Source organism: Alkalihalobacillus sp. FSL W8-0930 (assembly GCA_037965595.1).
Taxonomy (GTDB): domain Bacteria; phylum Bacillota; class Bacilli; order Bacillales; family Bacillaceae_D; genus Alkalicoccobacillus.
In genome coordinates this window covers 1,781,965-1,807,853 of record CP150183.1, presented here as the reverse complement: position 1 = coordinate 1,807,853, position 25,889 = coordinate 1,781,965, and the positions used below count along the sequence as shown (strand labels likewise).

Sequence of the window (25,889 nt, the reverse complement as noted above, 5' to 3'; positions counted from 1 at the left end):
CATTCAGGGCTTCTATTTGGTATGGTGAACTTAATAAAATAAATCTTTACTTCAAATTTGAAGTGAGGGTAGAGGTGCAAAAACCATCAGTATTTTTGTGGAGGAGAATGGGCTCTGTTGATACAAAATGAAAGGGGAATTTGCCGAAGCGTCAGGCTACTCATAGCCCCGCGCTGGGTCTGTATTTAATAGATACAGAACTGTCATATGGTTATTGATTGACTATATGGGGGGCTATCTTGAAATTGGTATGGGTTTACGTATCACCATGCAGCAATGAGTCCCTGTCATTGTTGTTTTTTTGTGATTTTAGATTCTGCCCACTAGTATAGTCAACACAACACAGAATCGAGGGTGATCGAAATGAATTTTGGAAAAGTAATAACAGCAATGATTACACCGTTTAATGAGTTTGGACAAGTAGACGTTGAAGCGACTGAACGTTTAATAGAGCATTTGATTGAAAATGGTTCAGATGCGCTTGTTGTTGGTGGCACAACTGGAGAATCTCCAACGTTAACAACTGAAGAAAAGAAACTTGTCTTTAAAACAACTGTGAAGGCAGTAAATGGACGAGTTCCGGTCATAGCAGGTACCGGTTCAAATAACACACAAGCTTCCATTGATTTAACGAACGAAGCAGCTACAATTGGTGTAGATGCCGTGATGCTTGTAGCACCTTATTATAACCGCCCAAGTCAAGAAGGGTTGTACCAGCATTTTAAAACAATTGCTGAATCAACCAACTTACCAGTTATGCTTTATAACGTGCCTGGACGTTCAGCTATTACCATTGATGTTGAAACAACATTAAGACTTGCACAAATCCCAAATATTGTTTCTATGAAAGAAGCAAGTGAAGATTTAGATGCAATGGCCTTATTAATTGATCAAGCACCAGCAGGTTTTACGGTGTATAGTGGAGATGATAGTTTAACGCTCCCTGTTCTTGCAATTGGAGGAGCGGGAGTTGTATCTGTCGCTTCCCACATTTTCGGGAAAGAAATGCAGCAAATGGCTACTCTATTTGAGGCTGGAAAAGTACAAGCTGCTGCGAGAATGCATCGTCAGCTCCTCCCGGGAATGAAAGCTTTATTTGCTGCACCGAACCCAGTGCCTGTTAAAGCAGCGCTTCAAATGTACCACATTAAAACTGGGTCTGTGCGACTACCACTATTGCCACTTACAGCAGAACAAGAACAATCGTTACGCGATACGCTTGAGCCTATCTGGAGTGCAACCATTGTAAGCTAACTCACTAGATCTAGTTAAAAGGAAGAGGAACTTTTTATAGTTCCTCTTCCTTTTTTTATGATAAAGATGATCGACTTTTTGCCTGTCTATCTTTTTTTGTTGTGTACTTTAATTGCTCTATGTAACCTGTACCGAAAAATACTCCTGCTACAATGAGAACAAAGCCACACCACTGATACCAGAAGATGGATTCATTTAAAAAAATCGCTGAACAAACGACGCCAAAGAACGGGACAAAATTTAAGAAGATCGCGCTTTTACTAGCTCCGATTCGACTAATGGATGCATTAAACAGAAGTTGACCAGCAGCCGTTGAACAAATGGCTGAGAAGAAGAAGATGGCATATAAGGCTGGTGAGCCCGAAGTAAAACGGTCAAAGCCACTTGGCTCTAATGTAAAGCTACAAATAAAGAGAACGATCGCTCCAATTAACAATGTAAATGTAGTAACTTGAAGTGGGTTCATGGTTTCTGAAGCCTTACGGATAAAAAGAAAACTGACCGCTTGAACGAGAACAGCAATTAAAATATATACCGATCCAGTTCCAAACTGACCAATTCCTCCTTGGACAAATAGCACACCTAAAAAGGCTAACCCAATCCCAAGGAACGTCCATTTGGTAAATGACTCTTTTAAAAAGAGAATGCTACAAATGGCTGTAGCGACTGGTACAAGGCCTAACAATAATACAGCAGTCGAAGCTTGTACGCTCTGAAGTCCAAAGGCTAAAAATAAATGGTGTGCAAAAACACCTAAGCCACCACCAGCTATCACATATCCCCACTCAAGCCGACTTAATTTCTTAGCTTTTCTTATAAAAACAAGCGCTACGAACAAGACCAACCCAGCTGTGCCTATTCGAAATGCTGTCATGGTTACAGGCGTAAATGATGTAACGAGAATTTTCAAACAAACGATGTTTACACCCCATAATAAGGTGGCAACCATCACCAACAGATAATGGATCAAAAGTCCTTGCTTCCCTGTTTCTTTCATCTTTTTTCCTCACTTAAAAAAACGAGTCGCTTTTTAGGAAAAGCGGTACTCGTTTCGTAATTCGATTAAATTTCGTTGACTCTTTTTCGCCCAATCAGAGCCGTCCTCTTCTAACTGTTCATATTGTGCATTCCAAGCTTGTTTTAATGAAGCAAGATATGCGGGACACTCTTCTTCATACGGACGTAAGGTGGAAAGCGGCACCCACGTTTTTTCAAACTCTGCTAGTGCCTTGCGTTCATGAAACAAAGGAACATCCACTTGTTTCGGGTTGTGTAAATCCCCTTGTGTAGGGTGCTTTAATACGGCACGTACTTTTACTAATGCTTTACGGTTAGACTCGTCCGTTTCTAAACGTTCACAGACATATTTCCCTGTTTTGTATACCGTGCGCTCGAGTGACATTTATCTCTCTCCTCTACATTCATTTAGTACATTAAAGTCCAGGAATAAGCCAAGTAAAGAGATTCCAAAGAGCATTTGTAAGAGGAACCAAATTAGATTCAGTAAATTCATTTAAATTAGATGTACTTGAAAACGTATCAATAATAACAAGAATAAACGTTCCGAGTAATACAATAATAGTAATTGATAAGATCGTAGCAAGCAGCAATACATAAGCTAATACGATACGGATTAACCATTTTAACCACATTGGCTTTGGTCGCTTGGCATGCTTTTCTTCTTTTGTTGCTTTTGCTTCCACTTTAACCCCTCCATCACACGTCTCTTTCTATCGTACCAAAACGGATAGGGAAAAAACATTATTATTTTTGTCTAATCCATGAACAGAATAAACCGTCCCCCTAGATCATCAATTGATCATACGAGAAACGGTTTAGTGTTTTATGCTTTCCATAATGGAGGAACGTCTTTTCCCCAATATATCGAAGCCAGAGGATAGTGATGCTCATAATTATCTGATGCTACATGATAATGAAAATTAAACCAATGTCCTTGTTTAGGTGGCTGATCCCGCCTAACATGAAAACGTATAAGGTCTTCGCCTGTCTTTAACGAAAATACATGTACAATCTTTTCTCCACGGCCCGAAGAGGGATGATTGGTCACTTGTAGATGCTCTTGCTCCTCAACTGATAATGACGCCATACGTTGAGACAAAGCTTCTTCAAAGGCAGTTAACACAGTTCCTTCAAACAGAGGGCTGATTCTACCCTCTATCGTTGAACCGAATTTCAGGTAACTTTGCTGTTTCGCTTGCTCAGTAAATTGTTTAGCTAATTGTTTTGCATGTTCCTCATCCCGATGGATATAATCATGCACATCTGAAGGGAATACGGAGTGAAATAAACTATAATCATGCTCGTTAATTTTGTAAACAAATGACTTTGCAGCTTGAGGACCCGTATCACTTTTCTCAGATGAAAAAAGAGGAAGTGTGTGTGACGTTTGTTCATAATCCGAGAGTCCAAAAGTCATTAACGCAGACGCTACGAGAAAAAAATGCTTCATCCATCCCAGCACAATCGTTCCTCCTTAAGGTTCATTTGAGTTTACGGAAGGTTAGACGAACCCATCAGGTAACGGTCACATTCCCTAGCTGCTTCTCTTCCTTCATGTATTGCCCATACAACAAGACTTTGCCCTCGACGATTATCGCCTGCTGCAAAGACTCCTTTTTTACTTGTTTCATAATGACCGTATTCAGCATCAATATTAGATTGTTTGGTTGTTTTAAGTTTCATAGATTGAATGATTTCTTCTTCAGGTCCTGTAAAACCAACAGCCAATAAAATAAGATCAGCTTTCCATACTTTCTCAGTTCCTTCAATTGGATGACGTGTTTTCACACCATTCTCATCGATTGAAGTAGTAACAGAAATCGTGTGTAATGCTGTCACATGACCGTTTTCGTCACCTTCAAATCTTGTTGTATTTACTTGATAAGCACGTGGATCCTCACCATAAACGGCTTTTGCTTCTTTATGGGCATCTTCACTTTGATGAACAATCGGAAACATTGGCCATTGGTTATCATCCGTACGTACTTCTGACTTCATTTTATTAATGTCAAATTGTGTAATCGATTTAGCACCATGTCTTACAGAAGTAGTAATACAATCAGCACCTGTATCTCCACCACCGATGACAATGACATGCTTGTCTTTAGCAGAAATATAGTTACCATCTTCTAGATTTGAGTTTAAGAGACTTTTTGTATTGCTCGTTAAAAAGTCCATCGCATATTCAATTCCTTTAAGCTCGCGTCCTTCAATCCCTACATTTCTTGGTTTTGTTGCACCAGTACAAAGGATGGTAGCATCAAACTGCTGTTCCATTTCCTTTGTTGTAAGATCTTTACCAATTTCAATATTTGTTTTAAACTCAATACCTTCTTTACGAAGAATATCTACGCGTCGTTCAACAATATGGTTTGCTAGCTTAACATCCGGTATTCCGTACGTTAATAAGCCTCCAATTCGGTCTTCACGCTCAAACACAGTCACTAAGTGACCCGCTTTATTTAATTGAGCCGCTGCTGCTAGTCCCGCTGGACCTGATCCTACAACAGCTACTCTTTTACCTGTACGTTTTGCAGGTGGTTCTGGAATGATCCAGCCTTCTTGGAACCCTTTTTCAACTATACTAAACTCTATGTTTTTAATTGTAACAGCTTCATCACTAATTGCAACCGTACAGGAACCTTCGCACGGAGCCGGACAGACTCTTCCTGTAAATTCAGGAAAATTGTTTGTTTTATGCAAACGCGTGAGCGCCTCTTTCCATTTTCCACGATAAACAAGATCATTCCACTCTGGAATTAAATTGTACACCGGACAGCCAATTTCACCTGAGCCAACCATAGAGGTCCCCGCCTGGCAAAATGGGATTCCACAATCCATACATCTTGACGCTTGCTCTTGAAGAACGGGATCAGGCGTTAAAATGGTGAACTCTTTCCAATTTTTAGTGCGTTGAAAAGGATCTTTTTTTATCGGATTCTCTCTTTTATATTCTATGAAACCTGTTGGCTTCCCCATCGCTCTCAACTCCAAATCCCATTAAGTATAACGTATGTTTAGCAAAATGGGACGCATACGCGCCCCTTTGCTTATTTTCCACCTACTCTAGACTTATCACTTTTGTTTTCTTCAAAGGCGACCATAATTGCATCATTTTCAGGTACACCATCTTGTTTAACACGATCAATGGCTGCAAGCATTCGTTTATAATCTTTTGGAATGACTTTAACAAATCGCGTTACAAACTCTTCCCAATCGCCCAAGATACGTTGCGCTTGGTAGCTGCCCGTTAAGCGCGCGTGCTCTTCAAGTAAGCTCTTAAGCTCGAGTTGATCATCTTTTTGAACAACGTCTTCAAGTAGCACCATTTCTTGATTGCAACGACTATGGAACGTTCCTTTTTCGTTTAATACATAAGCGACTCCACCGGACATACCAGCTGCAAAGTTTCGCCCAAATGAACCGATGTTTACAACGACTCCACCAGTCATATACTCAAGTCCGTGATCTCCTACTCCCTCAACCACTACTTTTGCTCCAGAGTTACGCACGGCAAAACGCTCACCAGCTATCCCTCTAATATAAGCTTCACCTGAAGTGGCCCCGTAAAAGGATGTATTTCCAACGATAATGCTGTTCTCGGCAATATACGTGCTTTCCTTCGGCGGGAAGATCGCTATCTTACCACCAGAGAGACCTTTACCCGTATAATCATTGGCATCACCCTCAAGTGAGATGGTTACACCAGAAGGAAGAAACGCCCCAAGACTTTGTCCAGCAGATCCTTTTAAATCAATGTGGATTGTATCATCAGGAAGTCCTACTTTCCCGTATTTTTCAGTGATTTTAGAGCCAAGTATTGTTCCAACGACTCGATCTACATTTCGCACAGTTGCAGATAAACGAACTGATTTCCCTTCATTTATAGCTGGTAAACTCGGTTCAAGAAGTTCACGCATATCTAGAGATAGCTCAAGCTGATGATCTTGTTCTTTTGTTTTAAAGTTTTTCTTATGATTAGCCGGATCAGGCTGGTATAAAAGTGTCGAAAGATCAAGATTACGAACCTTTTTGTTTTGAACATTTTCTCTCACTTTTAATAAATCAGCACGACCAATTAAGTCATCTAATTTCGTTATTCCTAGCTCTGCCATGATCTCGCGCATTTCTTCAGCAATATAACGCATAAACGTTTCTACATGCTCAGGTTGACCCATGTATTTTTTGCGTAGCTCAGGATTTTGCGTTGCAATTCCGACCGGACATGTATCTAAGTGACAAACACGCATGACAATACAACCTAGCACAACTAACGGCGCCGTTGAAAATGCATATTCTTCCGCACCTAGTAATGCGGCAACAATGACATCTTTACCAGTCATTAGCTTCCCATCTGTTTCAATTGTCACTCGGTCTCGTAAGTTATTTAAAACAAGAGTTTGATGGGTTTCAGCAAGTCCCATTTCCCAAGGCAAACCAGTATGCTTTAAGCTTGTTCTAGCTGCGGCACCAGTTCCCCCGTCATAACCACTGATGATGATTCCATCAGCACGACCTTTTGCAACACCAGCTGCAATCGTTCCAACCCCAGTACCTGCAACAAGCTTAACGCTCACCTTAGCATTTGGATTCGCATTTTTAAGGTCATGAATCAATTCAGCCAAATCTTCAATTGAATAAATGTCATGATGCGGAGGTGGTGAAATTAATCCCACACCAGGTGTAGATCCTCGGACTTCAGCAACCCATGGATATACTTTGTTCCCTGGAAGCTGTCCGCCTTCACCCGGCTTTGCTCCTTGTGCGACTTTAATTTGAATTTCATCTGCATTTACAAGATAGTGACTAGTTACACCAAAACGTCCAGACGCTACCTGTTTAATAGAACTTCTTCTTAAATCGCCATTCTCATCAGGTGTAAAACGATTCGGGTCTTCTCCACCTTCTCCCGTATTACTTTTACCACCTAGACGGTTCATCGCAATAGCAAGTGTCTCATGAGCTTCAGCTGAGATAGATCCAAATGACATCGCACCTGTTCTAAATCGTTTCACAATATCTTCAACCGGTTCAACTGCATGAACTGGAATAGGCTGATCGGCTTTCTTAAATGCAAAGAGTCCTCTCAACGTTGTTTGCTGTTCTGTTTGCTCATTTATGGATGCTGAATATTTTTTAAAGAGATCATATTTTTCATTTCGACATGCGTTTTGAAGCATATGGATGGAATGTGGATTGTATTGGTGCGGTTCTCCATTTCTTCTCCATTGTAAGTCGTCACCGGGCTCAAGCGTATCCTCTTTTCCTTCAGATGGCGCAAATGCCAAGTTGTGACGAACTAATACTTCTTCTGCGATTAAATCAAGTGTCACTCCACCAATTCTAGATGTAGTCCACGTAAAATACTTGTCAATCACTTCATTTGATATTCCAACTGCCTCAAAAATCTGTGCGCCTCTGTAACTTTGGATAGTAGAGATTCCCATTTTTGAAAGGACTTTCATCACAGCTTTTGAAGCGGTTTTGATGTATCGATTAACGGCTTCCACGTAAGAAACAGATTCCATTAATTGGTCTTGAATCATTTCGTCAATGGAATCAAAAACCAAGTATGGATTAATCGCTTCTGCTCCATAACCTAATAATACAGCATGATGATGAACTTCTCGCGGCTCACCAGATTCAAGTAGGATGCTTACTTCTGTTCGCGTCCCTTTTCGAATTAATTCATGATGTAAACCAGCAACAGCTAATAAACCTGGAATCGCTGCTTTTGTTTCATCGACGTTTCGATCACTTAAAATGAGTAATGTGTGACCTTCTTGAATGGCTAGTTCTGCTTGATCAAACAAATCTTGCATGGCCTTTTCTAAAGTACCTGGCGCAAGACTTGCATCAAATAAAATTGGAAGAACTTTTGATTTGAAGCCATCTAATTTGTTATCTCTTAGCTTAGCTAATTCTTCATTATTAATAATTGGATATGGTAAATGAATATGGCGGGCGCTTTGTGCGTTCGGCTCAATTAAGTTACCTTCTGCTCCAATTGTTGTTCCAAGTGCCGTTACAATTTCTTCACGAATCGCATCGATTGGTGGATTCGTTACCTGCGCAAACAATTGCTTAAAATAGCTATATAATAATTGAGGCTTCTGTGATAAAACCGCTAGTGGTGAATCATACCCCATTGAGCTGACTGGATCGACTGCGTCTCTTGCCATTGGCAGAATAACCTTTGAAAGCTCTTCATACGTATAACCAAAAGCTTGTTGTCTCACTCTAGCTTTTGCGAAATCTGTTTGATGAACCTCAGAAGACTCCAGCATGTCTTCAAGCTGGATATAGTTTTCTTGAATCCACTCTTCGTATGGATGCTCATTTATAATTTGCTCTTTGATTTCTTCATCTGGAATAATCTTTCCAAGCTCAGTATCAACAAGAAGCATTTGACCCGGGTGTAAACGTTCCTTATATAAAACATTTTCTGGAGCAACATCAACGACTCCAACCTCGGATGAGAGGATGATCATGTCATCTTTTGTTACATAATAACGCGACGGACGAAGACCATTTCTGTCTAAACAGGCCCCTATTTGGCGACCGTCTGTAAATACGATAGATGTAGGTCCATCCCATGGTTCCATTAAGGTACTATGGTATTGGTAAAATGCTTTTTTCTTCTCGCTCATTTCAGAATTGTTTTGCCAAGGTTCTGGAATCATCATCATGGCAGAATGAGCAAGCGTTCGACCAGATAACGACAAAAATTCAAGTGCATTATCAAACATGGACGAATCACTACCGTTTTTATCAATGATTGGTTTTAATGAGTCAAACGAATCACCGAACAAGCTAGATGCGAACTTCGCTTCACGAGCATGCATCCAGTTAACATTTCCGCGTACCGTGTTAATTTCACCATTATGAATCATGTAACGGTTAGGATGGGCTCGTTCCCAGCTTGGGAATGTATTTGTACTAAAACGTGAATGCACAAGAGCAATCGCTGATTCAAAACTAGGGTCATTAATATCTAGATAAAATTGACCTACTTGCTCCGTAGTCAGCATTCCCTTATAAACAATTGTTCTACTTGAGAGACTAGCAAAATAGAACGATTCATCACTAGTTACTAGAGTTGTCAGTTCATTCTCCGCTCGTTTTCTCAGCGTATATAATTTGCGCTCAAATTCAAGTTCGGATTGTATATGATGAGGCTTTTTAATGAATACTTGTTGAATGGATGGCATCGATAACCTGGCCGCATTCCCAAGCATCTTATAATTAGTTGGTACGTTTCTCCAACCAATAATTTCAAGAGATTCTTCTTCTGCGATCTCATTGACACGTGATACACAGACGCCTCTTTTCTTTTTATCTTGAGGCAGAAATAGCATACCCACACCGTAATCGCCAGCTTCAGGAAGTTGCATGTCCATCGTTTCACTAATACTTTCAAAGAAACGATGAGGAATTTGAAGTAAAATACCCGCTCCATCTCCTGTATTTACCTCATCGCCCTGACCACCACGGTGTTCAAGGTTTCGGAGCACATGAAGTGCATCCATAATGATCTGATGAGACTTTTTCCCTTTCATGTGCGCCAAAAAGCCAATGCCACAATTATCGTGTTCAAATTGCGGATCATAAAGCCCTTGTTTCTTCGGATATCCTGCATTCCGCATAGGCACCCACCTCTCTCCAAAAAGTTATGTCATCAACTCTCCCCGTTTAACTTCGAGTTAATATACAAGTATCCTATCATTTTTCTGACATTTCGGCAAACTCACATTTTTATATGAGTACTTATCATTCGTGCTCCAATTATAGGTTTCTTTTAATTGCTTCTATTTAGATAAACAAAAAGCCAAGAATGAAACTGCATATTTATATACAAAAACGGTTTTTCATTCATTGGCATTATTTGTTCTTTCACAGTAGACAATTGTGTTAACACGAACAATTATCGATATTATATAAAAATCATTCACATTCTACAAGATTTTTATTTTTGATCGTTTAATCTACTTGTCTCTATTAAGTTAGAGAATATTTTATCAAATATATTCTCTTTCGTGTAGTGATATCCCTTAATAAATATGAAGAACCTTTCTCCGCCTGCAGAATGATTGTAAAGCAAGGGCGATTGCTTCATAATAAATAACAAAGAGATGGCCGTATTTGAAACATTTTGCGTTTCAAATCGTATGACTAGTAAACCATTCATACTGTTATTTTAAATTAGGGGGTTTTATAAATGAGCGACAACGGGTCCAACTCCGTTTCAAGCGAAGTTATACAAAAATATAAGCAGGATGAAGATCTTGATAGCTTACTTCAGTCCTTACAGTCATTAGGTGAGGATGAACAACGCGAAGCCGGTGAATCATTAGAAGCCTTAAAGCGCCCTGTTCGTGAAATGATGGGTGATAACTCAAATGCTCTTCCAAATCAGCTACATGAGCTTAGAGAGATGGTTTCTATGCTTGAGCCTGATCACTTAAAAGATGGGCAAGTAAAAAAATGGATGAATAAGGTATTAAGAAGAAATCCAGTTGAGCAATACGCTAAAAAGTACCAAACTGTTGAATCTCAGGTTGATCATATTATTGAAGGGCTTTTAACAGGAAAAGATAAACTTGAAGAAGATAATGTCATGCTTGTGCAGTTAAAAGGAATTGCCAGAGAAAGAATCGAGAAACTTAATGTTCAAATTCAGCATGGCAAGGAACTACATGAGCTGTTAGATCAAGAAATGGTTTCTGAGCAGTGGAAGGACAATCCGAATGAGTTGAAAAAAGGCCAGCTTAAAATTACTACACGTGTGAAAAATATGTCTCAAGCTGTCATGGTCCTTCAACAATCTCTTGCTTCCGTTGATTTAATTATTGAAAATAACGAAAAGCTGGAAGAAGCGATCTTTAATGCGATCACAATGACCAAAAACATTATTACCGTTACAGCTTCTATTCAATTGGCATTAAACAACCAACAAAAAGTGATAAAAGCGGTTCGAAATGTGAATGAAGCTACTGAATCGATGCTTTTATCGAATGCTGCTCTATTAAAGCAAAACACCGAACAAACGCTTAAAACACTTGAGGAACCTGCTATCGCACTTGAAGCCTTCCGTAAAGCCTATCAGGATGTATTTGATGCCATTGAACTAACAGAGCAGTCAAATGAACGGATTGTAACAACCGGGAAACAGTTTATTGAGGAAATGGAAGAGCTTAATACAGAAATGAAAACAAAACTGATTGGCAAGTAATGACGTCTATCGCACTTGGCCATGGCTTAAGGAGGAATAATCATGCTTAAATCGATTCAAGACTCTGCGTTTATGCGTTTTTTCACACCCTCACATAAAAAAACAATAGACGCTCACCTGCTAAGTGATGATACGACATCTCGAGTCATTGCCGATACAGAACGTTTTCTTGCAAAACTGGTTGATAAAGCAGATGGCCGGAACCAAAAACGGAATTTGCGACGCAAGCAAAAAGAGTGGACGATCAAGCTTCGGATCCAATATAAGTTCATTAAACTTCAGATTAATGACTCAAAGTATTCAAGCTCCCCCGTTCATAAGCGAGCAACAATCACCATTCATCGGAAGTATATTAAAGCTGAAAATGGGGTTGCGGCCATTAAGGAAGCCAAAATATACTTTTTAAAGGATGGCAGGTCCCATGTGCGTAGTTTAAAAGATTCCCCTCAATTTAGAGGTGTCTTTTACCAATTATTTCGATTGGACCATGCTTATGTTCATGGCGGCAAACAGGTAAAGACCTCTCTTGAACTGTTATCAAATCAGGAAAAACAACTAAGCGCATCGTACACAGATGATATTCGCTTACTTGTTGAAGAAGGAAAACGGTATGTGGAGACGGTCAAACAATTTTCCATTGACGGTCTTATCGAAAATCGATTAATTCGTATTATCCAGCATACTCAAAAGCTTCAAGACGATTTTCATTTTCTCGATTTTGAAGAACGGCATACTGTAAGAAGAATGCTGCGTGAGGACATTCCAAAACTACTTAACATGTATCTAAGCCTTTCGTTAAAACATCAGCTTGAGCAAAAAGAGAATGTCTTTGTTTCTCTTTCTAAAATGGAATTGACTTTGATTACCTATACTCAGTCTCTTGAGGAAGTTCGACTTGAACATATGAACCATTTAATACGACTTCAGTCAAAACGATATAGTGCGCCAAAAAACTAACGAAAAAACACGATTAAACCTTTACGGCTTTATCGTGTTTTTTTTGTTCTCTCTTGCGAATTTGGCTTGCAGTTGTCATAATAGATTATACTTAGAAACGGAAAAAACGTACGTATTAACGTGTTGAAAAGGTGAGGGTGGCCATGGATCGAATACAGGCACACAAAGCAATTGGAAAAACAGTGATTGTAGATGAAGGATTAGATGGAACGTACATTGGTGAATTACTTAATGTGATTACTGAACCAAAACGACCTTGGAAAGGAGAAGTTCGAATTGATTCAGTTCTCTCTTTGCCAGAAAGTATGTTTAGTGAAGGCCAAATTAATGTAAATAGAATGAAATTTAAAGAATCACAAGTAACTGTCATTCCTGGTTCAAGAATTGAACTGGCTCCATCGAGTATGGAACAGGAGACATTTTCTCAATCTATCGCTTCAGGATTACGTACATTGTATCAACAGCTTAAACAGAATCCGAACGGCAAGGAAAAACTATTGCTTACACTTGAGCAGTATATGAACAAATTAAAACCCATGAAGCAACGAGCTGATCGAAGTCAGAAGCCAGTAGAAGCTCCTTCAGAATCTTTAGCTAAATACACGCTTCAATCAAATGAATCTTCCTTTTATTTTGTGAATGAGCAAGGGGAAATTTTGCCGCTATCCGGATCAACCTTTGAATTTACATGGAACCACCATTCCTCTTGGTACAAAGGAACGTATGAGGCTAATGGAATTTTTGTGAGTCACGAAGGACAGCGTTTTACAGCTAAGGAAGGCGACATTTTTTATATGGATGAACAGCAATTTAATCCATTTTATATCTGGAAGCATGAGCTAGAACCAGCAGCCTTACAAGCATTTAAGCATAGCTTATCTTCATTCGATATGTCAGAAGATGACTTAGTTCATTGTCACAATGCTCTTCTCCATCAATTACTTGGTAGTCAGGATACAACTTCATTTAAAGGAGTTAGTTTTTTAACATTTACCGCACCTGACCAATATGTCCTTGTCCAACATCATTTTGAACGGACTTTATTTAAAGACAAAGAAGATGAGATATATGATCGCTTTGAATTTACGACAGACGCCGGTAAACGCTCCGTTGTCTTTTACTCAAACGCATTCTCAAAATAAGGAAGAACTACATAAAAAGGATGAGCTTAGTGCTCATCCTTTTTGTGTATGCGAGAATACCAAGCTAGAAGGTGATCTGCTTGTTTATCAGTCAAGTTTGCTAAATGAAATGATTTTCCTGACAAGCTAGATTGAACGGTGATTTTAAAGGTAGAAAGTCCTTGGAATTTCTGTATAACAGATACTTGCTTCTCTGCTGCTTGAACTTTCCACCTAGGCGCAATCACTTCAATTAGGCTGATTTCACGATATCTTAACCAGACATAATGATCCCCAGCTCCTGATCCCCCTGCTTTAAATGTGAACCAGGCAAACGGAATGGTAACGATTAGAAACATCAGTCCAAACAGTCCGTATGGAAAGAAAAAATACGAAGCGATTGCAGTTACAACAACTGGAACAATAAATGCTTGGGTGATCATCTTCCAAAGCGCTCGAATAGGCAAAGGACGATACTCTCGTTCAAACGAATACTCTGGTAATATGTCAGCCAAAACGTCCTTTAAATCTGAGTCTTTTAGGATCGGAATCAGAAGTGTGGATGCTTGTTCATCCTTTGATCCCCCACCTGCGCTTTCTACATATACAGACACAAAGCCTAGTGGCTGACGCAAGAGGTTTCGAACAAGTCGTACACTTGTGATTCGATTGACTTGTAAGGTTAATTGGCGTCTCTCAAGCAATCCTCTTGTGATAACAAGTTCTTTCTCATACTGTTCAATTTGAAACCCACCATACTTTAAGATGGTAATCACACAGGATATCGCCCATGAAACAAGCAAAGCCAGAAAAACAATGCCTGTAATTGCTAATATCGATGAAAGTCCCACACTTGTCACAAACCCTAATGATTGATCTAACCATACATCAGGTATAAATTGATAAAATTGAGTAAATAACGCACCAACCGCCGAAAAGATTAACCCTACCCCACTGGAGGTCATGGCCGCTGCGACAAGCCGTTCTGTACCTAACTTCCAAGTAAATGTTGGACCTTCTTCTACAATCTCTTCTTCTCCTGATTCCTCATAACCTTCAAGCTCCTCGTTCATTCTCATGCGGCTAGACTCTTTACCTAATAGCTCTTTACGGATTGCTTCTGCCTCTTCTTTTGTAATGGCACTCAAATGCGCCTCAGCTTCAGACGATCCTCCAGCCGTTTCAATGTCTACGCCAACCATTCCAAACAAACGTTGGAGGACCCCCGCTTTTACATCAATACTTTGGACGCGTTGCCGTTGAATATACCGTTTCTTTTTTACAAAGATTCCTTTTTGAACATAAAGTTCCCCGTTATCTAATTTGTAATAAAACGTTACCCAACTTAAAAATGAGCTTATGATTGCAAATGCCAATATAGCGATCCATACATATTTTAAAAATGGATTTGAATTTGCAAATCCAATGACGACGGATCCGATGATAGGTATAATAGAGCTTTTAACTGCAGCGATTAACGAAATAAGCATCGCTGCAGGATGTAGTCGCTTTAGGTCATTCATCTATAGCCACCGCCGCTAATCGCGCAATTTGATCACGCAATTGATCAGCTTCTTCGATTGGTAACACTGGAATCCGATGAGTGGTAGCTGCGGTTTGGATTTCGACAGAAGCCATTTTGTATCGTCTTAAAATTGGACCTTGTTCTGTTTCCACATGCTGAATGCGTGTCATTGGAACGAGCGTACGTCTGACAATGAGCACTCCTTGAACGATGTCTATTTCTTGCTCAAGCACCTGATAGCGAAATCGTCTCCATTGAATAGGAGGCCAAATTAAGACAAAAGCGATAAAATAAAGAACTAAGATTACGAGAAGGATCGTTAATATCCAAACAGGCCAATCTACATATTGCAGAACCACACCATAGATAATTGGCAAAAGAACAAGAATGAACCCTTCCAAGCTGCGTTGGATTCGCCAAATGGTAATAGATTGTTTTGAAAGACGCTGTGTGGGTTCCTCCCTCATTACTCTTCTTCCTCTTCATCATCTGTAACGTAAATCAACTCAACTCCTTGTTCCTTTAACCATGTAAGAAGTAGTTGATTTAATTCTTGATCATAGAGCAGTCCAATCGATTCAACCAGCTCTACTTCCTTTAAATGACCTGATTTTGCGTCCTCCATCATTTCAATTAAATCTTTCATTTGTTTCTCTTCAAATTCCTTTAATAGCTGCTCTTCAATTGACATGTTTGTTCCTCCTATTGGTTACGCGCTTCCGTCATTTGCTTCCAAACGGAGCCTTTTGCTTCTTCTCCGCCTTCAATACGTTCTAAGGCCATTTTAGCTTGTAGGGCGACTTCGAATTCCGGATCAGATTCTGCTCCTTTTAATGCTTCTATGGCTGTTTCATCTCCCTCTTCGTATAAAAACATCGCTGCTCTCCATCGAACCAGCTTACTTTTATCTTGAAGGGACTCAATCATTGCAGGAATAGCAGCTGGATCTCCTAGATCAGACACGCAATCTCCAGCCGTTCGTCTTACAGTAATCGATGGATCGTTTAATGCTTCCACTAAATAAGGAAGAATGTTCTCCTCTTCTAGCATTCCAATATAAACGACAGCTAATCTGCGAATTGATGCCTTTTCATCACGAAGCGCTTTTTCAAGTACTGGTAAATCAGATGGTTTCGGATCCATTTGATCAAGCGCCGCATAGCGTTCTCGCCAATCCTCTACATCTAGCATATCAAGTGTAACCGTGTAACGGTCTAGAAGCGCTTTTGACTCCGTCTCATCTGTAGATGTTGCTTGTTTCACTAATGCATCTAGACGTTTTTCTGAATAAGCCGCAGCTACTTCTTCCGCCACATCTGAAGCGATCGTCTGTAATTCGCCGTAACGAACGCCATGGTCCTGCCATTTTCTCTCCATAACCACATTATCCTCTGGTTTTTGTGCAGCTGCTACAGCCTGAGCAAACCGATCAGGGAGTCCATGCCTTACTTCTTGTTCTCCATCTGTTAACTTAATTTGCATCGGAATTCCTTTAAACAATTGAAGCTGAACCGTTACCTCGCCAAACCCATCAAGAGAAGCTTGTTGGTTTGAGTCAGCTTGTCCTTCTTCTCCAAATACTTCACGTACTTTAGGCAAAATTGATTTCCAATCTACCTTTGGATGACGATCAATTGCTAGGAAATCTGCAACATGATAAACAGATTTAACACCTTCTATTTCAAACATCGCTTTAATGATTTCAGGTGCATCCTCGTAATTGGACTTGTTGTATGTATTCTTAGACCCACCTCTCAAGTGCTCACTTACAATTAGCTTCATTGTATTTGGACTAGGTGTTGGTTCAATAGAAATAATTTTCATAACTGCTTCCTCCTTTTACACGCTTTACAGCCTGATTTTAACATATATTTATGTAGTCGAACAATGAAGCCCCTCAAGCAACAGGTTTGTACACGCTTTTTTTTGGAAACTCTGTTACACTATAAAAAAAAGGAGGTAATATGATGAGACTTGCTTTTTTATCAGATATTCATGGAAACGCGACCGCACTTGAGGCCGTTTTAAATGAATTAAATCAACAAGAAATCGACAAAATCTACATACTGGGTGATCTCTGCTTTAGAGGTCCGGAGCCCAAACGCGTACTTGAATTAATACAAGGGTTGGACAATGCAGAAGTGATCAAAGGAAACGCTGATGAATGGTTAACTGACGGATTCCGAGACGGTGATTTCCCGGAAGAAGCCAAGGAGCTATTAAACGAAGAACGTAATTGGACGTTACAACGATTGTCTGAAGAAGACCTTTCGTATCTAAAGAATCTGCCAGAAGAGTTTGTTTTGGATGAACTTGATTCTATTATTCATGCATTTCACGCTACTCCTAGTAGTTTGTATGATGTTGTTAATGTGGATGACACTGAAGCGATTGAAAATGAGATCATGCAAAAAGATGAAGCCGATATTTATATTTATGGACACACTCATATTCCATATGTTCGATCATTACATGGTAAGAGTGTTGTTAATACAGGGAGTGTAGGTCTTCCATTTGATGGTCACCCACTTGCCTCCTACCTTGTTGTGGATGTAGAGGAAGGCAGACACCGTTTCCACTTAAACCGGGTTCCTTATAACCGCGAGCATGTAGTGGAACTCTATCGCCAAAGCGCATACCCTAACCTAAAGCAGCTTGGAACGGTTATCTTTTACGGGGTTCGTCCTTAGGTTGCTAGTGTGTTAAGCCTAGTTTAAAAGAAAATTCGGATAAAACATGAGATTGAGTACAAAAAAATAGGCTGGGACAGAAATTTAATGTGGATAGCCAAACACGAACATAGCACCAAATCCGCTACAGGAGAATCCCTCGCACCTGCGGGAACGGCCTCAGCCCCTTTGCGGTAAAATCGCCGCTACAGTGTCTTCACCACGTTCTGTTCTGTAGGAGTCTCGGGTTCTCCTTCCGCTCGTTTTACAACAAAAAATATTGAAAGCACAAATGGCGAATGATTCAGTTATAGAATCATTCGCCATTTTCTCATTAATTTAGTTAGGTCCAAAACTTTTTTATTGCTATTAAGTTAACAAGGTAGCAAGTGCATTTGTTACATCTTGAAATGAAGCTTGTTCGCCTAATGTAGCAACAATTTGACCATCTGCATCAATGCAGACCGTAGTTGGGACTCCTGCACATTTAAATTGATCGTAAACGGTTCGTCCATCGTCAAGCAAAACAGGAAACGTATACCCCTGCTCCTTAACGAAGTCTCCTACGTTATTAATTCGTTCTCTCCCTGTCACATTAATCATAAGCATTTCAAGTTTGGAATAATCCATAGATTGATACAATCTTTGCTTAAGGGAAAGATCTACCCGAGAATCCGGACACCAGCTTGTCCAAAACGTTAGCATGACCGCCTTACCCAAGTAGGACGATAATGTATATTCATCCTCTGTAATTGCGTGACGTAATGAAAAGTTTGAAGCTTGCTTCATGATTAAGCTTCTTGACAATGTTCGTTGTAAGCTAGGGCTAAATTACGAATAATTGTCTCAGGCTCCTGTCCTTCAATCTGTTCTCTAGGAATGAAATGAACGAGTTCTTTTCCTTTAAGTAACGCCATCGATGGAGATGAGGGCGGGACATCAGTTAAATACGAGCGCATTTTTGCAGTCGCTTCTCGGTCCTGACCTGCAAATACTGTAACCAAATGATCCGGAGTATGGTCATGTAAAAGCGACGTAACCGCAGATGGTCGCGCAAGTCCAGCAGCACATCCACAAACAGAGTTAATTACAACAAGTGTTGTTCCTTCGGCTTGCTCCATATACGAGTCAACATCTTCATCCGTAAGAAGCTCTTTGAACCCATTCTCTGTTAATTCTTTTCTCATTGGTATAACGACTTGTCTCATATATTCATCATAATGCATTGACATGTTGTCACTCTCCTTTAATTTTAGTCTTCTGAGTTGATGAAAGATAAGGTTGAAGGATTTTGTATACATCCGCTATAGACGGAAATGAATATTGTCTACAAACCCCAAGCCCCTTTTGAAAGACGAGCAAGCATGGAACACTTTTTATCTGCCATGTTTGCGCAAACGTAGGATATTGATTGATATTTAGTTGGTCAATCGTAAGTGCTTCGTATGATTCTTCAAGAATTTGAAGCATATTTGCTACATACTTACATGTTCCGCATAAAGGCGTATGAATAAATACAATGACGTCTTCCTTGCTCTCGATGCGGCTAGTTATTTCCTCTAAACTGCGTTCAATCATTCTTACTCCTCCTACAAGCTTGCAATCCTCACCTGTGGAATCTTTCTAAATGAAAAATGGACAAATCGGTCGCAATCCATGTTTGTTTAAAATAAGTCATCGCTTCTTCTGTAAATGCATCTTCTTCATTTAAGTAGCGAGAACTAATATGTGTTAAAATAAGTTGTTTTACTTTTGCCTCAGTCGCCACTTCCGCTGCATCTTGTATCGTTGAATGTCCAAATTCATGAGCATTCTCCTCTAATCCACTTCTAAAGGTAGCTTCATGAATTAATACATCTGCTTCAGCCGCAAACTTAACCATACCATCAGTTGGTTGTGTATCTCCTGCAATGACAACGACTCGGCCATTACGTTTAGGTCCAATGAATTCTGTTCCATCAATTGTTCGACCATCTTTAAGAACAACCGTCTCTCCAAGCTTAATCTTTTGATAGATAGGACCAGGTGGAATGTGTAATGCTTGAAGCTTACTTACATCTAACTCACCCGGCTTATCCTTTTCTTCGATTCGAAAGCCAAAGCTTTTCATTGTATGCTTTAATTCACATACCGAAACCGTTGCAAAACCTGTGTCAATGGTTTGGCCATGATAGATTTCAACAAAGTGAAGATCATATCTAAGATACGTACCTGATATCATTAAAGCTGTCTGAATAAACGATTCAAGCCCTTCAGGACCATAAATGGTTAGAGGGGTTGTTGCTCCTTGAAAAGACCGAGTGCCAAGAAAACCAGGTAATCCGTAAATATGATCCCCATGCAAATGAGTAATAAAAACGCGATCAATTTTTGAAGGAGAGATGGCCGATTTCATCATTTGATGCTGAGTCGCTTCTCCGCAATCAATTAACCATTGAACGCCTCTTTCTTGCAAGAAACGAATCGCTAAACTGCTAACATTTCGCTGAAGCGATGGGACTCCTGCTCCGGTGCCAAGAAAATGAAACTCCATGATTCGTATTCTCCACTTTCATTCATTAATTTTGTGATACATAATCGGCAAATGCTTTAGCGTATGCCGGTAAATCTGGTGGACGACGACTTGAAATAATATGACCATCAATAACCACAGCCTCGTCGTACCAGGTTGCGCCTGCATTTTCCATATCATCTTTAATTCCAGGTGTACTTGTTACCTTTTTACCTTTCAAAATGTCAGCTGAAATAAGGACCCAACCCGCATGACAAATTTGACCAATGGCTTTTTGATCTTGATCCATTTCGCGAACCATTTGAAGTAATTTAGGGAAACGTCTTAACTTATCAGGTGCCCAGCCTCCTGGAACAAGGATAGCATCATAATCGGCTGCCTCTACTTGGTCGTACGAGAACTTCGTTGTAGCAGGGACACCATATTTTCCTGTATACGTATAGCTAGCTTTTTCACCAACTAAATCAACCGTAGCTCCCTCTTCCTGCATACGCAAAATGGGATACCATAATTCTAAGTCTTCGAATTCTTCATCTACAACAGCTAAAATCTTTTTGTTTTCTAAACGCATTCTACCAAACTCCTTTGTTGCCGTTTCCTCTCAGTATAGCATGTGTCAAGTTTAACCCCAAATGAAGCCTCTTATAAACAAAAGCAGCACGGCATGAATGAAATGACCGCGCTGCTCTACTCTTACAAATTAAATTAATAGGTGAAATAAATGCTCGTCTTTATTGATTTCTTGATAGTCAAAATTCTTTTCTTTTAAACGATCAATTAAACGACCATAGTCCTTGTTATAAGCCAGTTCAATACCGATTAAAACAGGTCCATTTGACCGGTTATTCTTTTTTGTATACTCAAAGCGAGTAATATCATCCTCAGGTCCGAGTACTTCTTGGATGAATTCTCGAAGCGCACCAGCTCTTTGAGGGAACTGAATCATAAAATAGTGCTGTAGTCCTTCATAAATGAGTGAACGCTCTCGCATTTCTTCCATTCTTCCAATATCGTTGTTTCCTCCACTTACAATACAAACCACGGTTTTCCCCTTGATCTGCTCACGATAAAAATCCAGCGCCGCAATTGGCATCGCACCAGCTGGTTCTGCCACGATTGCATTTTGATTGTACAGTTCAAGAATTGTTGTACAGATCTTCCCTTCAGGTACCAAAATAATGTCATCAAGCGTTTCTTTACAAATATCAAATGCTAGATCGCCAACTTTTTTAACCGCAGCACCATCAACAAATTTGTCGATATGCTCAAGCTCAACTACTTGTCCCTGTTTTAGGGATTCTTTCATGGAAGCTGCCCCAAGTGGTTCACATCCAATCATACGAGTACTTGGGCTTACACTTTTTATATATGTACTTACGCCGCTGATCAGTCCTCCCCCACCAATCGATGAGAAGATAAAATCAATCGGACACTCAGTGTCGTTTAATATTTCCATTCCAACTGTCCCTTGACCCGCAATAATTTTCTCTTGGTTAAATGGATGGATGAAAGACATGCCATGTTCATCGCAATACACCATGGCTTCGTTATAGGAGTCATCAAACGTATCTCCAACTAACACAACGTCAACATATTCCTTACCAAAAAAGTTCACTTGATCAACCTTTTGTCTGGGCGTTGTAGTTGGCATGAAAATCGTCCCTTTAATCTTCAGTGCCTGACAAGAATAAGCAACACCTTGTGCATGATTTCCTGCACTTGCACATACAACTCCTTTACTTAATTCATCATGTGGCAAGCTGGAAATTTGGTAGAAAGCGCCTCTAATTTTAAAGGATCGTACCACTTGTAAATCTTCTCTTTTTAAATACACATTACAGTTATAGCGCTCTGATAGAACCTGATCTAATTGCAGGGGCGTATGCGTCACAACATCTTTAATGCGTTGATGCGCAATCATTATATCTTCTAGGTGAACGGAATTCATGTTTTAAATCCTTTCTTCGCTTGCCCGTAAAGTTACTGACAGTGACTGATCTAATTTTTCAGGCGATTCATTTAAATATGACTATTTTAACACACTGAGCAGGGTTTGGTAAGTGTAGTCTGAGTGTTTGTACAACTTATTAAGATTAAATGAATTGTCGTTGCCATACAGATCATTCTTTTTATATACTATGATTAGACAAAGAAATGGAGGGATAAGCTTTGCGAATGAAATCTATCTGGATGGCATGTATTGCACTTCTACTTACACTCGTTCCATTGAAAGCGGTTAACGCGGCTTCAGAAGCAGCTGCTGAAACTGAAACAATGGGCACATTTGTTACTGTACTCGCAATCTTCTCTTTTGCAACACTAGCACTTATGATGTTTTACTGTGTTCGGGATAATGGCTAATACTAAAAACACGTACACTCCAACATGTGGAATGTACGTGTTTTTTTATAGAAGCTCCTCTACTTGCTTAAGCACATATTCTACGGCTTTAAATGTCTCTATTTGTTTTTTCCGACTTGTTTCCGGATAAAAGGATTTAATCGCTACAACCTCAAAGTTATCAACGGTTTGTATAAGCTGATTTTCATGCAGATCTTTCGGTTGTTTTTCTTGAACCCGTTCGATAGCAAGTGGTAACCAATGCTCTGTTTTTTCTTTCACTTCATCAGCAAACGGTTTAACCATTCCAAAGAAGTCAACAGAGTACGACTCTGTTCTCACTTCATTAAGATACGTAGCTTCTGCAAATTGATTCATCTCAAGCAAGCGCTTGTTAAGTTCCGTTAAGTGTTTTAATGTGTGCGTGTCCAATATGATCCCTCCAGCTACAAGTGTAGCAAAGGAATTTGTTTTCTAAAAGGAAAAGAATTGAAGCAACGTTTTCCACCCTTTTCTACTTGTCCCACCTGATGCCATTGGAAGTACCTCTTCCTCATTTGATTGTTTCGCTTCCATACGGATTAAACGGTTCTCAAGTCTTCTTAGCATCGCTGACATGTCGTCTAGTTCCGAGCGGTGCTTTAACAGTTGATAACTAACAACTTCATCCGCTTTTTGTGTTAATTTTTGCTCAATGTCTTGGATATGTGTCATCATTTCCTGCAACTTTTCTTCGTATTCGGCAGATGGAACGGCTTGTTTTACCGAACGACTAGGTTCTTGTGTGGCCATCAGCTGTCCAACATCAATCTGAATGTCTTTCATTTTTTTTCCTGCTTTTAATTCCTGATTAATCTCGCTTAGCACTAAAACCTGTTCTTCAGTATAAAAATAGTGACCGAGTTCATTTTGTTCACATGGGATGTTAAAAAACTTCGTCCATCTTTGCACAGTGGTAGGGTTCACACCTAATCTCTCTGAAATGTCCTTCGTTTTGATATATCCGTCCATCTGCCTTCCTCCTTTTAAATTCACGAACTAGCCGAGTCACCGGCACTTGTCCTCTTCATTCTCTCTCTCCCTTCCTCAAACCTTCATGAGTGACAAAACTAGTTTTCATTCGGCAAACAAAGTAAATCTCGTGTTTCATTCGACTTTTTCTACATGTTTTACATGCGGTTCGCCATACTAACGATATGTTCATGAAAGGAGAGTGATCAGTGTGAAATCAAAACAAAACACGACAAGACAAACGGAAAAGCAAGAGAAAAATACTGCGAACCGTGCTTCTATCACAGATAAAAAGCTTGGCGGCCCAAATAAACCTGCTGAGTAATTAAAAGACGTTGAGACATAACATGAACGTGGATAGCAAAACACGAAGATAGCACATTATCCGCTGCGGGAGAATTCTCCACTCGTTATGGAAAAATTCGAATGGCGAATGATTCAAATGTAGAATCATTCGCCATTTTTAAAAATTTTTAGCTTTGTCTCAGCCTCTGTACTTTCATCCATTAACTCATCCACTTTTTTAGCGTCTTAGCCATATAGATCATCATCCACTTATGCTGTACCCATTGATCTCGCGGAATTGGTTTCCAAGGCTTCACAGGAGTAAGGTATTTAGCCACCTTCGTATACTTGTAGGACCAATCATCTCTTTTTGTCATTTGATGATCAATAACTGGATAAACGAGGCGCAATGGTAAACTATTTACGCGTGGAGCCCAGCTCATGAGCTCATCATAATCATGTCTTGATCCTGTATGCGGACGATGCATCATAAATGAATGAATGGAATGATACGTATCTGGATGAAACAATAAGTAAGCTAATTGTTTTCCAAGTTTAATTCGATTTGAAACCTTCTGGAATGGACGAACGTATAATGTATAGAGGCATCCATCCACACTCGGCAATAACACATAACTAAGATGTGTATGCTGTTCTAGATGAAAGAAAATTTTTTTAGAGACAATTTGTTTGAACAAAGGTTTTTGCAGCACCGCTTCTTCAAGAACAAATTGTTCGTTAATAATTAATGCTGTGCATAATCTCTCTTCACTATGTTTTTCCCAAAACATGTGCCATTCATTAATGATAAAACTTGATACACCAAATTCTTTTAATAGAAAAAACAATGGTTTTCCAAGGCGTTTTGATTGTTCATAGATCATGAGCTGTGGACAGACATCTTGGAATATTGTCCAATTACTTACCTCATATATAGCAAACAGTTGCTCTCGATCTTCTTGTTTTAAAAGTGTTCGGAACCACTCATTAACCAGATCTGTCATGTTCCATCCTGCATTTCGGGAAACCAGACCTGCTAGCAGTGCCCACCTTATTTCAGGATGCTGATTGTAAAAGCGTTCATAATAGCTTGTTCGAGTCAGGTTGTCCAAATTGAATCGCTTTCGTTGTACATGAATCGTTTCAAAAAGAGAAGAATATTGTTGTGATTGATCATTCAAAGCCTACCCTCTCCATTTCTTAATTTTTCACGAACTTATGTTTTCATTACACACACTTCATTGTTGAATGTGGTATGATACGGTTTGAGCCTTTTTGGCATAGGTTCTACGCTTTTAGGTGAAAACATACTATAGATGCTTGGGAAGGGTGATTGACGGTATGGCAATCCGTTACCCAAATGGAAAGAAATTTGTAACTAGTCAAACGAAATCAACGAAACCTAGGAATGCTAATCGAATTAATACATACAGTAACCGTGGAATGACACTAGAGGACGATATTAATCAGTCAAATGCCTTTTATGTAGAAGCGGGAATCGCTGTTATTCATAAGAAACCTACCCCCGTTCAAATCGTTGATGTACATTATCCTAAACGAAGTGCTGCAGTCATTAAGGAGGCTTATTTTAAACAAGCGTCTACAACTGATTACAATGGCGTATATAATGGGCATTACATTGATTTTGAAGCAAAGGAAACAAAAAATAAGACGTCCTTCCCACTTCAGAATTTTCACCTACATCAAATTACACATATGAAGCAAGTTGTCGCACAAAAAGGCATCTGTTTTGTTTTATTACGTTTTTCACACACTGATGAAGTGTATTTAGTAGATGCGACGCATTTAATTGCTCGATACGAAGATCAATCAGTACGCAAATCTATTCCTAAACATGAAATTGAATCGTTTGGTTATAAGGTTGCTCTCGGTGTTGCTCCACGCCTTGATTATCTGCGTATCGTACGAGAGGTATATTTCTAATAATTAACAATTGAAAGGA

At 39.6% G+C, this 25,889-nt stretch carries 26 protein-coding genes and 1 riboswitch; of the genes, 7 read left to right on the top strand and 19 right to left on the bottom strand.

Features of this window, described 5'->3' with window-relative positions; genetic code table 11:
- Positions 1-61 precede the first annotated feature (61 nt).
- Positions 62-245: riboswitch (Lysine riboswitch) on the top strand.
- A 118-nt stretch (positions 246-363) separates the two neighbouring features.
- Entirely contained in the window at positions 364-1,254 is an 891-nt protein-coding gene (gene dapA, locus NSQ54_09620; protein ID WYP28332.1) for a 4-hydroxy-tetrahydrodipicolinate synthase, read from the top strand.
- 55 nt (positions 1,255-1,309) lie between these two features.
- Here dapA and NSQ54_09615 read toward each other — a convergent pair whose 3' ends face one another.
- The 6 genes from NSQ54_09615 to gltB all read right to left on the bottom strand — a co-directional run bounded on the left by NSQ54_09615 (position 1,310) and on the right by gltB (position 9,920).
- A complete protein-coding gene (locus NSQ54_09615; protein ID WYP28331.1) occupies positions 1,310-2,251 on the bottom strand; it encodes a DMT family transporter in 942 nt (313 codons plus the stop codon).
- Between the two features lie 33 nt (positions 2,252-2,284).
- Positions 2,285-2,656, bottom strand: coding sequence for a kinase-associated lipoprotein B (locus NSQ54_09610; protein WYP28330.1), 372 nt, complete (start codon positions 2,654-2,656; stop codon positions 2,285-2,287).
- A gap of 31 nt (positions 2,657-2,687) precedes the next feature.
- Positions 2,688-2,957 (bottom strand): hypothetical protein, encoded by a 270-nt coding sequence (locus NSQ54_09605; protein ID WYP28329.1) that lies wholly within the window; start codon positions 2,955-2,957, stop codon positions 2,688-2,690.
- A 140-nt stretch (positions 2,958-3,097) separates the two neighbouring features.
- Positions 3,098-3,736 (bottom strand): YpjP family protein, encoded by a 639-nt coding sequence (locus NSQ54_09600; protein WYP28328.1) that lies wholly within the window; start codon positions 3,734-3,736, stop codon positions 3,098-3,100.
- 29 nt (positions 3,737-3,765) lie between these two features.
- The gene (locus NSQ54_09595) at positions 3,766-5,253 is read right to left on the bottom strand and encodes a glutamate synthase subunit beta (GenBank protein WYP28327.1); all 1,488 of its coding nucleotides are present in this window, start codon (positions 5,251-5,253) and stop codon (positions 3,766-3,768) included.
- Between the two features lie 71 nt (positions 5,254-5,324).
- Positions 5,325-9,920, bottom strand: coding sequence for a glutamate synthase large subunit (gene gltB, locus NSQ54_09590; GenBank protein ID WYP28326.1), 4,596 nt, complete (start codon positions 9,918-9,920; stop codon positions 5,325-5,327).
- Between the two features lie 572 nt (positions 9,921-10,492).
- On the opposite strand from gltB, the gene NSQ54_09585 reads away from it, so the two are divergent.
- The 3 genes from NSQ54_09585 (at position 10,493) to NSQ54_09575 (ending at position 13,605) form a co-directional block, all read left to right on the top strand.
- Positions 10,493-11,506 (top strand): toxic anion resistance protein, encoded by a 1,014-nt coding sequence (locus NSQ54_09585; protein WYP28325.1) that lies wholly within the window; start codon positions 10,493-10,495, stop codon positions 11,504-11,506.
- Between the two features lie 42 nt (positions 11,507-11,548).
- On the top strand, positions 11,549-12,463 hold the full coding sequence (locus tag NSQ54_09580) for a hypothetical protein (GenBank protein WYP28324.1): 915 nt from the start codon (positions 11,549-11,551) through the stop codon (positions 12,461-12,463).
- A 143-nt stretch (positions 12,464-12,606) separates the two neighbouring features.
- Positions 12,607-13,605 (top strand): DUF2777 family protein, encoded by a 999-nt coding sequence (locus NSQ54_09575; protein ID WYP28323.1) that lies wholly within the window; start codon positions 12,607-12,609, stop codon positions 13,603-13,605.
- A 26-nt stretch (positions 13,606-13,631) separates the two neighbouring features.
- On the opposite strand, the gene NSQ54_09570 is transcribed toward NSQ54_09575, so the two are convergent.
- From NSQ54_09570 to NSQ54_09555, 4 genes are read right to left on the bottom strand one after another with little or no spacing between them, the layout of a single operon-like run.
- Positions 13,632-15,107, bottom strand: a complete 1,476-nt coding sequence (locus tag NSQ54_09570) for a PH domain-containing protein (protein ID WYP28322.1) — start codon at positions 15,105-15,107, stop codon at positions 13,632-13,634.
- Positions 15,100-15,576 carry a PH domain-containing protein gene (locus NSQ54_09565; protein ID WYP28321.1) on the bottom strand — a complete coding sequence of 159 codons (477 nt, stop codon included), beginning with the start codon at positions 15,574-15,576 and terminating at the stop codon, positions 15,100-15,102. The genes NSQ54_09570 and NSQ54_09565 overlap by 8 nt, the downstream gene beginning before the upstream one ends.
- The gene (locus tag NSQ54_09560) at positions 15,576-15,800 is read right to left on the bottom strand and encodes a hypothetical protein (protein WYP28320.1); all 225 of its coding nucleotides are present in this window, start codon (positions 15,798-15,800) and stop codon (positions 15,576-15,578) included. Before NSQ54_09560 ends, NSQ54_09565 begins: the two co-directional genes overlap by 1 nt.
- An 11-nt stretch (positions 15,801-15,811) precedes the next feature.
- Positions 15,812-16,933: a conserved virulence factor C family protein gene (locus NSQ54_09555; protein ID WYP28319.1), complete on the bottom strand. Its 1,122-nt coding sequence runs from the start codon at positions 16,931-16,933 to the stop codon at positions 15,812-15,814.
- A gap of 143 nt (positions 16,934-17,076) precedes the next feature.
- Here NSQ54_09555 and NSQ54_09550 point away from each other — a divergent pair, with 143 nt between their 5' ends.
- Complete coding sequence (locus NSQ54_09550) at positions 17,077-17,799, top strand: YfcE family phosphodiesterase (protein ID WYP28318.1); 723 nt, start codon at positions 17,077-17,079, stop codon at positions 17,797-17,799.
- A 348-nt stretch (positions 17,800-18,147) separates the two neighbouring features.
- Here the strand turns inward: NSQ54_09550 and NSQ54_09545 are convergent, their stop codons facing one another.
- The 6 genes from NSQ54_09545 to ilvA all read right to left on the bottom strand — a co-directional run bounded on the left by NSQ54_09545 (position 18,148) and on the right by ilvA (position 22,238).
- Positions 18,148-18,567: a TlpA disulfide reductase family protein gene (locus NSQ54_09545; GenBank protein ID WYP28317.1), complete on the bottom strand. Its 420-nt coding sequence runs from the start codon at positions 18,565-18,567 to the stop codon at positions 18,148-18,150.
- 2 nt (positions 18,568-18,569) lie between these two features.
- Positions 18,570-19,010, bottom strand: coding sequence for a BrxA/BrxB family bacilliredoxin (locus NSQ54_09540; protein WYP28316.1), 441 nt, complete (start codon positions 19,008-19,010; stop codon positions 18,570-18,572).
- Positions 19,011-19,014: 4 nt separating this feature from the next.
- A complete protein-coding gene (locus NSQ54_09535) occupies positions 19,015-19,356 on the bottom strand; it encodes a thioredoxin family protein (GenBank protein WYP28315.1) in 342 nt (113 codons plus the stop codon).
- Positions 19,357-19,384: 28 nt separating this feature from the next.
- Positions 19,385-20,311, bottom strand: a complete 927-nt coding sequence (rnz, locus tag NSQ54_09530; GenBank protein WYP28314.1) for a ribonuclease Z — start codon at positions 20,309-20,311, stop codon at positions 19,385-19,387.
- A gap of 25 nt (positions 20,312-20,336) precedes the next feature.
- On the bottom strand, positions 20,337-20,861 hold the full coding sequence (locus NSQ54_09525; protein ID WYP28313.1) for a type 1 glutamine amidotransferase domain-containing protein: 525 nt from the start codon (positions 20,859-20,861) through the stop codon (positions 20,337-20,339).
- Between the two features lie 129 nt (positions 20,862-20,990).
- A complete protein-coding gene (ilvA, locus tag NSQ54_09520) occupies positions 20,991-22,238 on the bottom strand; it encodes a threonine ammonia-lyase IlvA (protein WYP28312.1) in 1,248 nt (415 codons plus the stop codon).
- A 221-nt stretch (positions 22,239-22,459) separates the two neighbouring features.
- Here ilvA and NSQ54_09515 point away from each other — a divergent pair, with 221 nt between their 5' ends.
- A complete protein-coding gene (locus tag NSQ54_09515) occupies positions 22,460-22,651 on the top strand; it encodes a hypothetical protein (protein ID WYP28311.1) in 192 nt (63 codons plus the stop codon).
- A 45-nt stretch (positions 22,652-22,696) separates the two neighbouring features.
- On the opposite strand, the gene NSQ54_09510 is transcribed toward NSQ54_09515, so the two are convergent.
- The 3 genes from NSQ54_09510 to NSQ54_09500 all read right to left on the bottom strand — a co-directional run bounded on the left by NSQ54_09510 (position 22,697) and on the right by NSQ54_09500 (position 25,107).
- A complete protein-coding gene (locus NSQ54_09510) occupies positions 22,697-23,062 on the bottom strand; it encodes a YppE family protein (GenBank protein ID WYP28310.1) in 366 nt (121 codons plus the stop codon).
- 42 nt (positions 23,063-23,104) lie between these two features.
- Complete coding sequence (gene racA, locus NSQ54_09505; GenBank protein ID WYP28309.1) at positions 23,105-23,641, bottom strand: chromosome-anchoring protein RacA; 537 nt, start codon at positions 23,639-23,641, stop codon at positions 23,105-23,107.
- Between the two features lie 506 nt (positions 23,642-24,147).
- A complete protein-coding gene (locus tag NSQ54_09500; GenBank protein WYP28308.1) occupies positions 24,148-25,107 on the bottom strand; it encodes a DUF2515 family protein in 960 nt (319 codons plus the stop codon).
- A 160-nt stretch (positions 25,108-25,267) separates the two neighbouring features.
- On the opposite strand from NSQ54_09500, the gene recU reads away from it, so the two are divergent.
- Positions 25,268-25,870 (top strand): Holliday junction resolvase RecU, encoded by a 603-nt coding sequence (gene recU, locus NSQ54_09495; protein WYP28307.1) that lies wholly within the window; start codon positions 25,268-25,270, stop codon positions 25,868-25,870.
- The last annotated feature ends 19 nt before the right edge of the window (positions 25,871-25,889 follow it).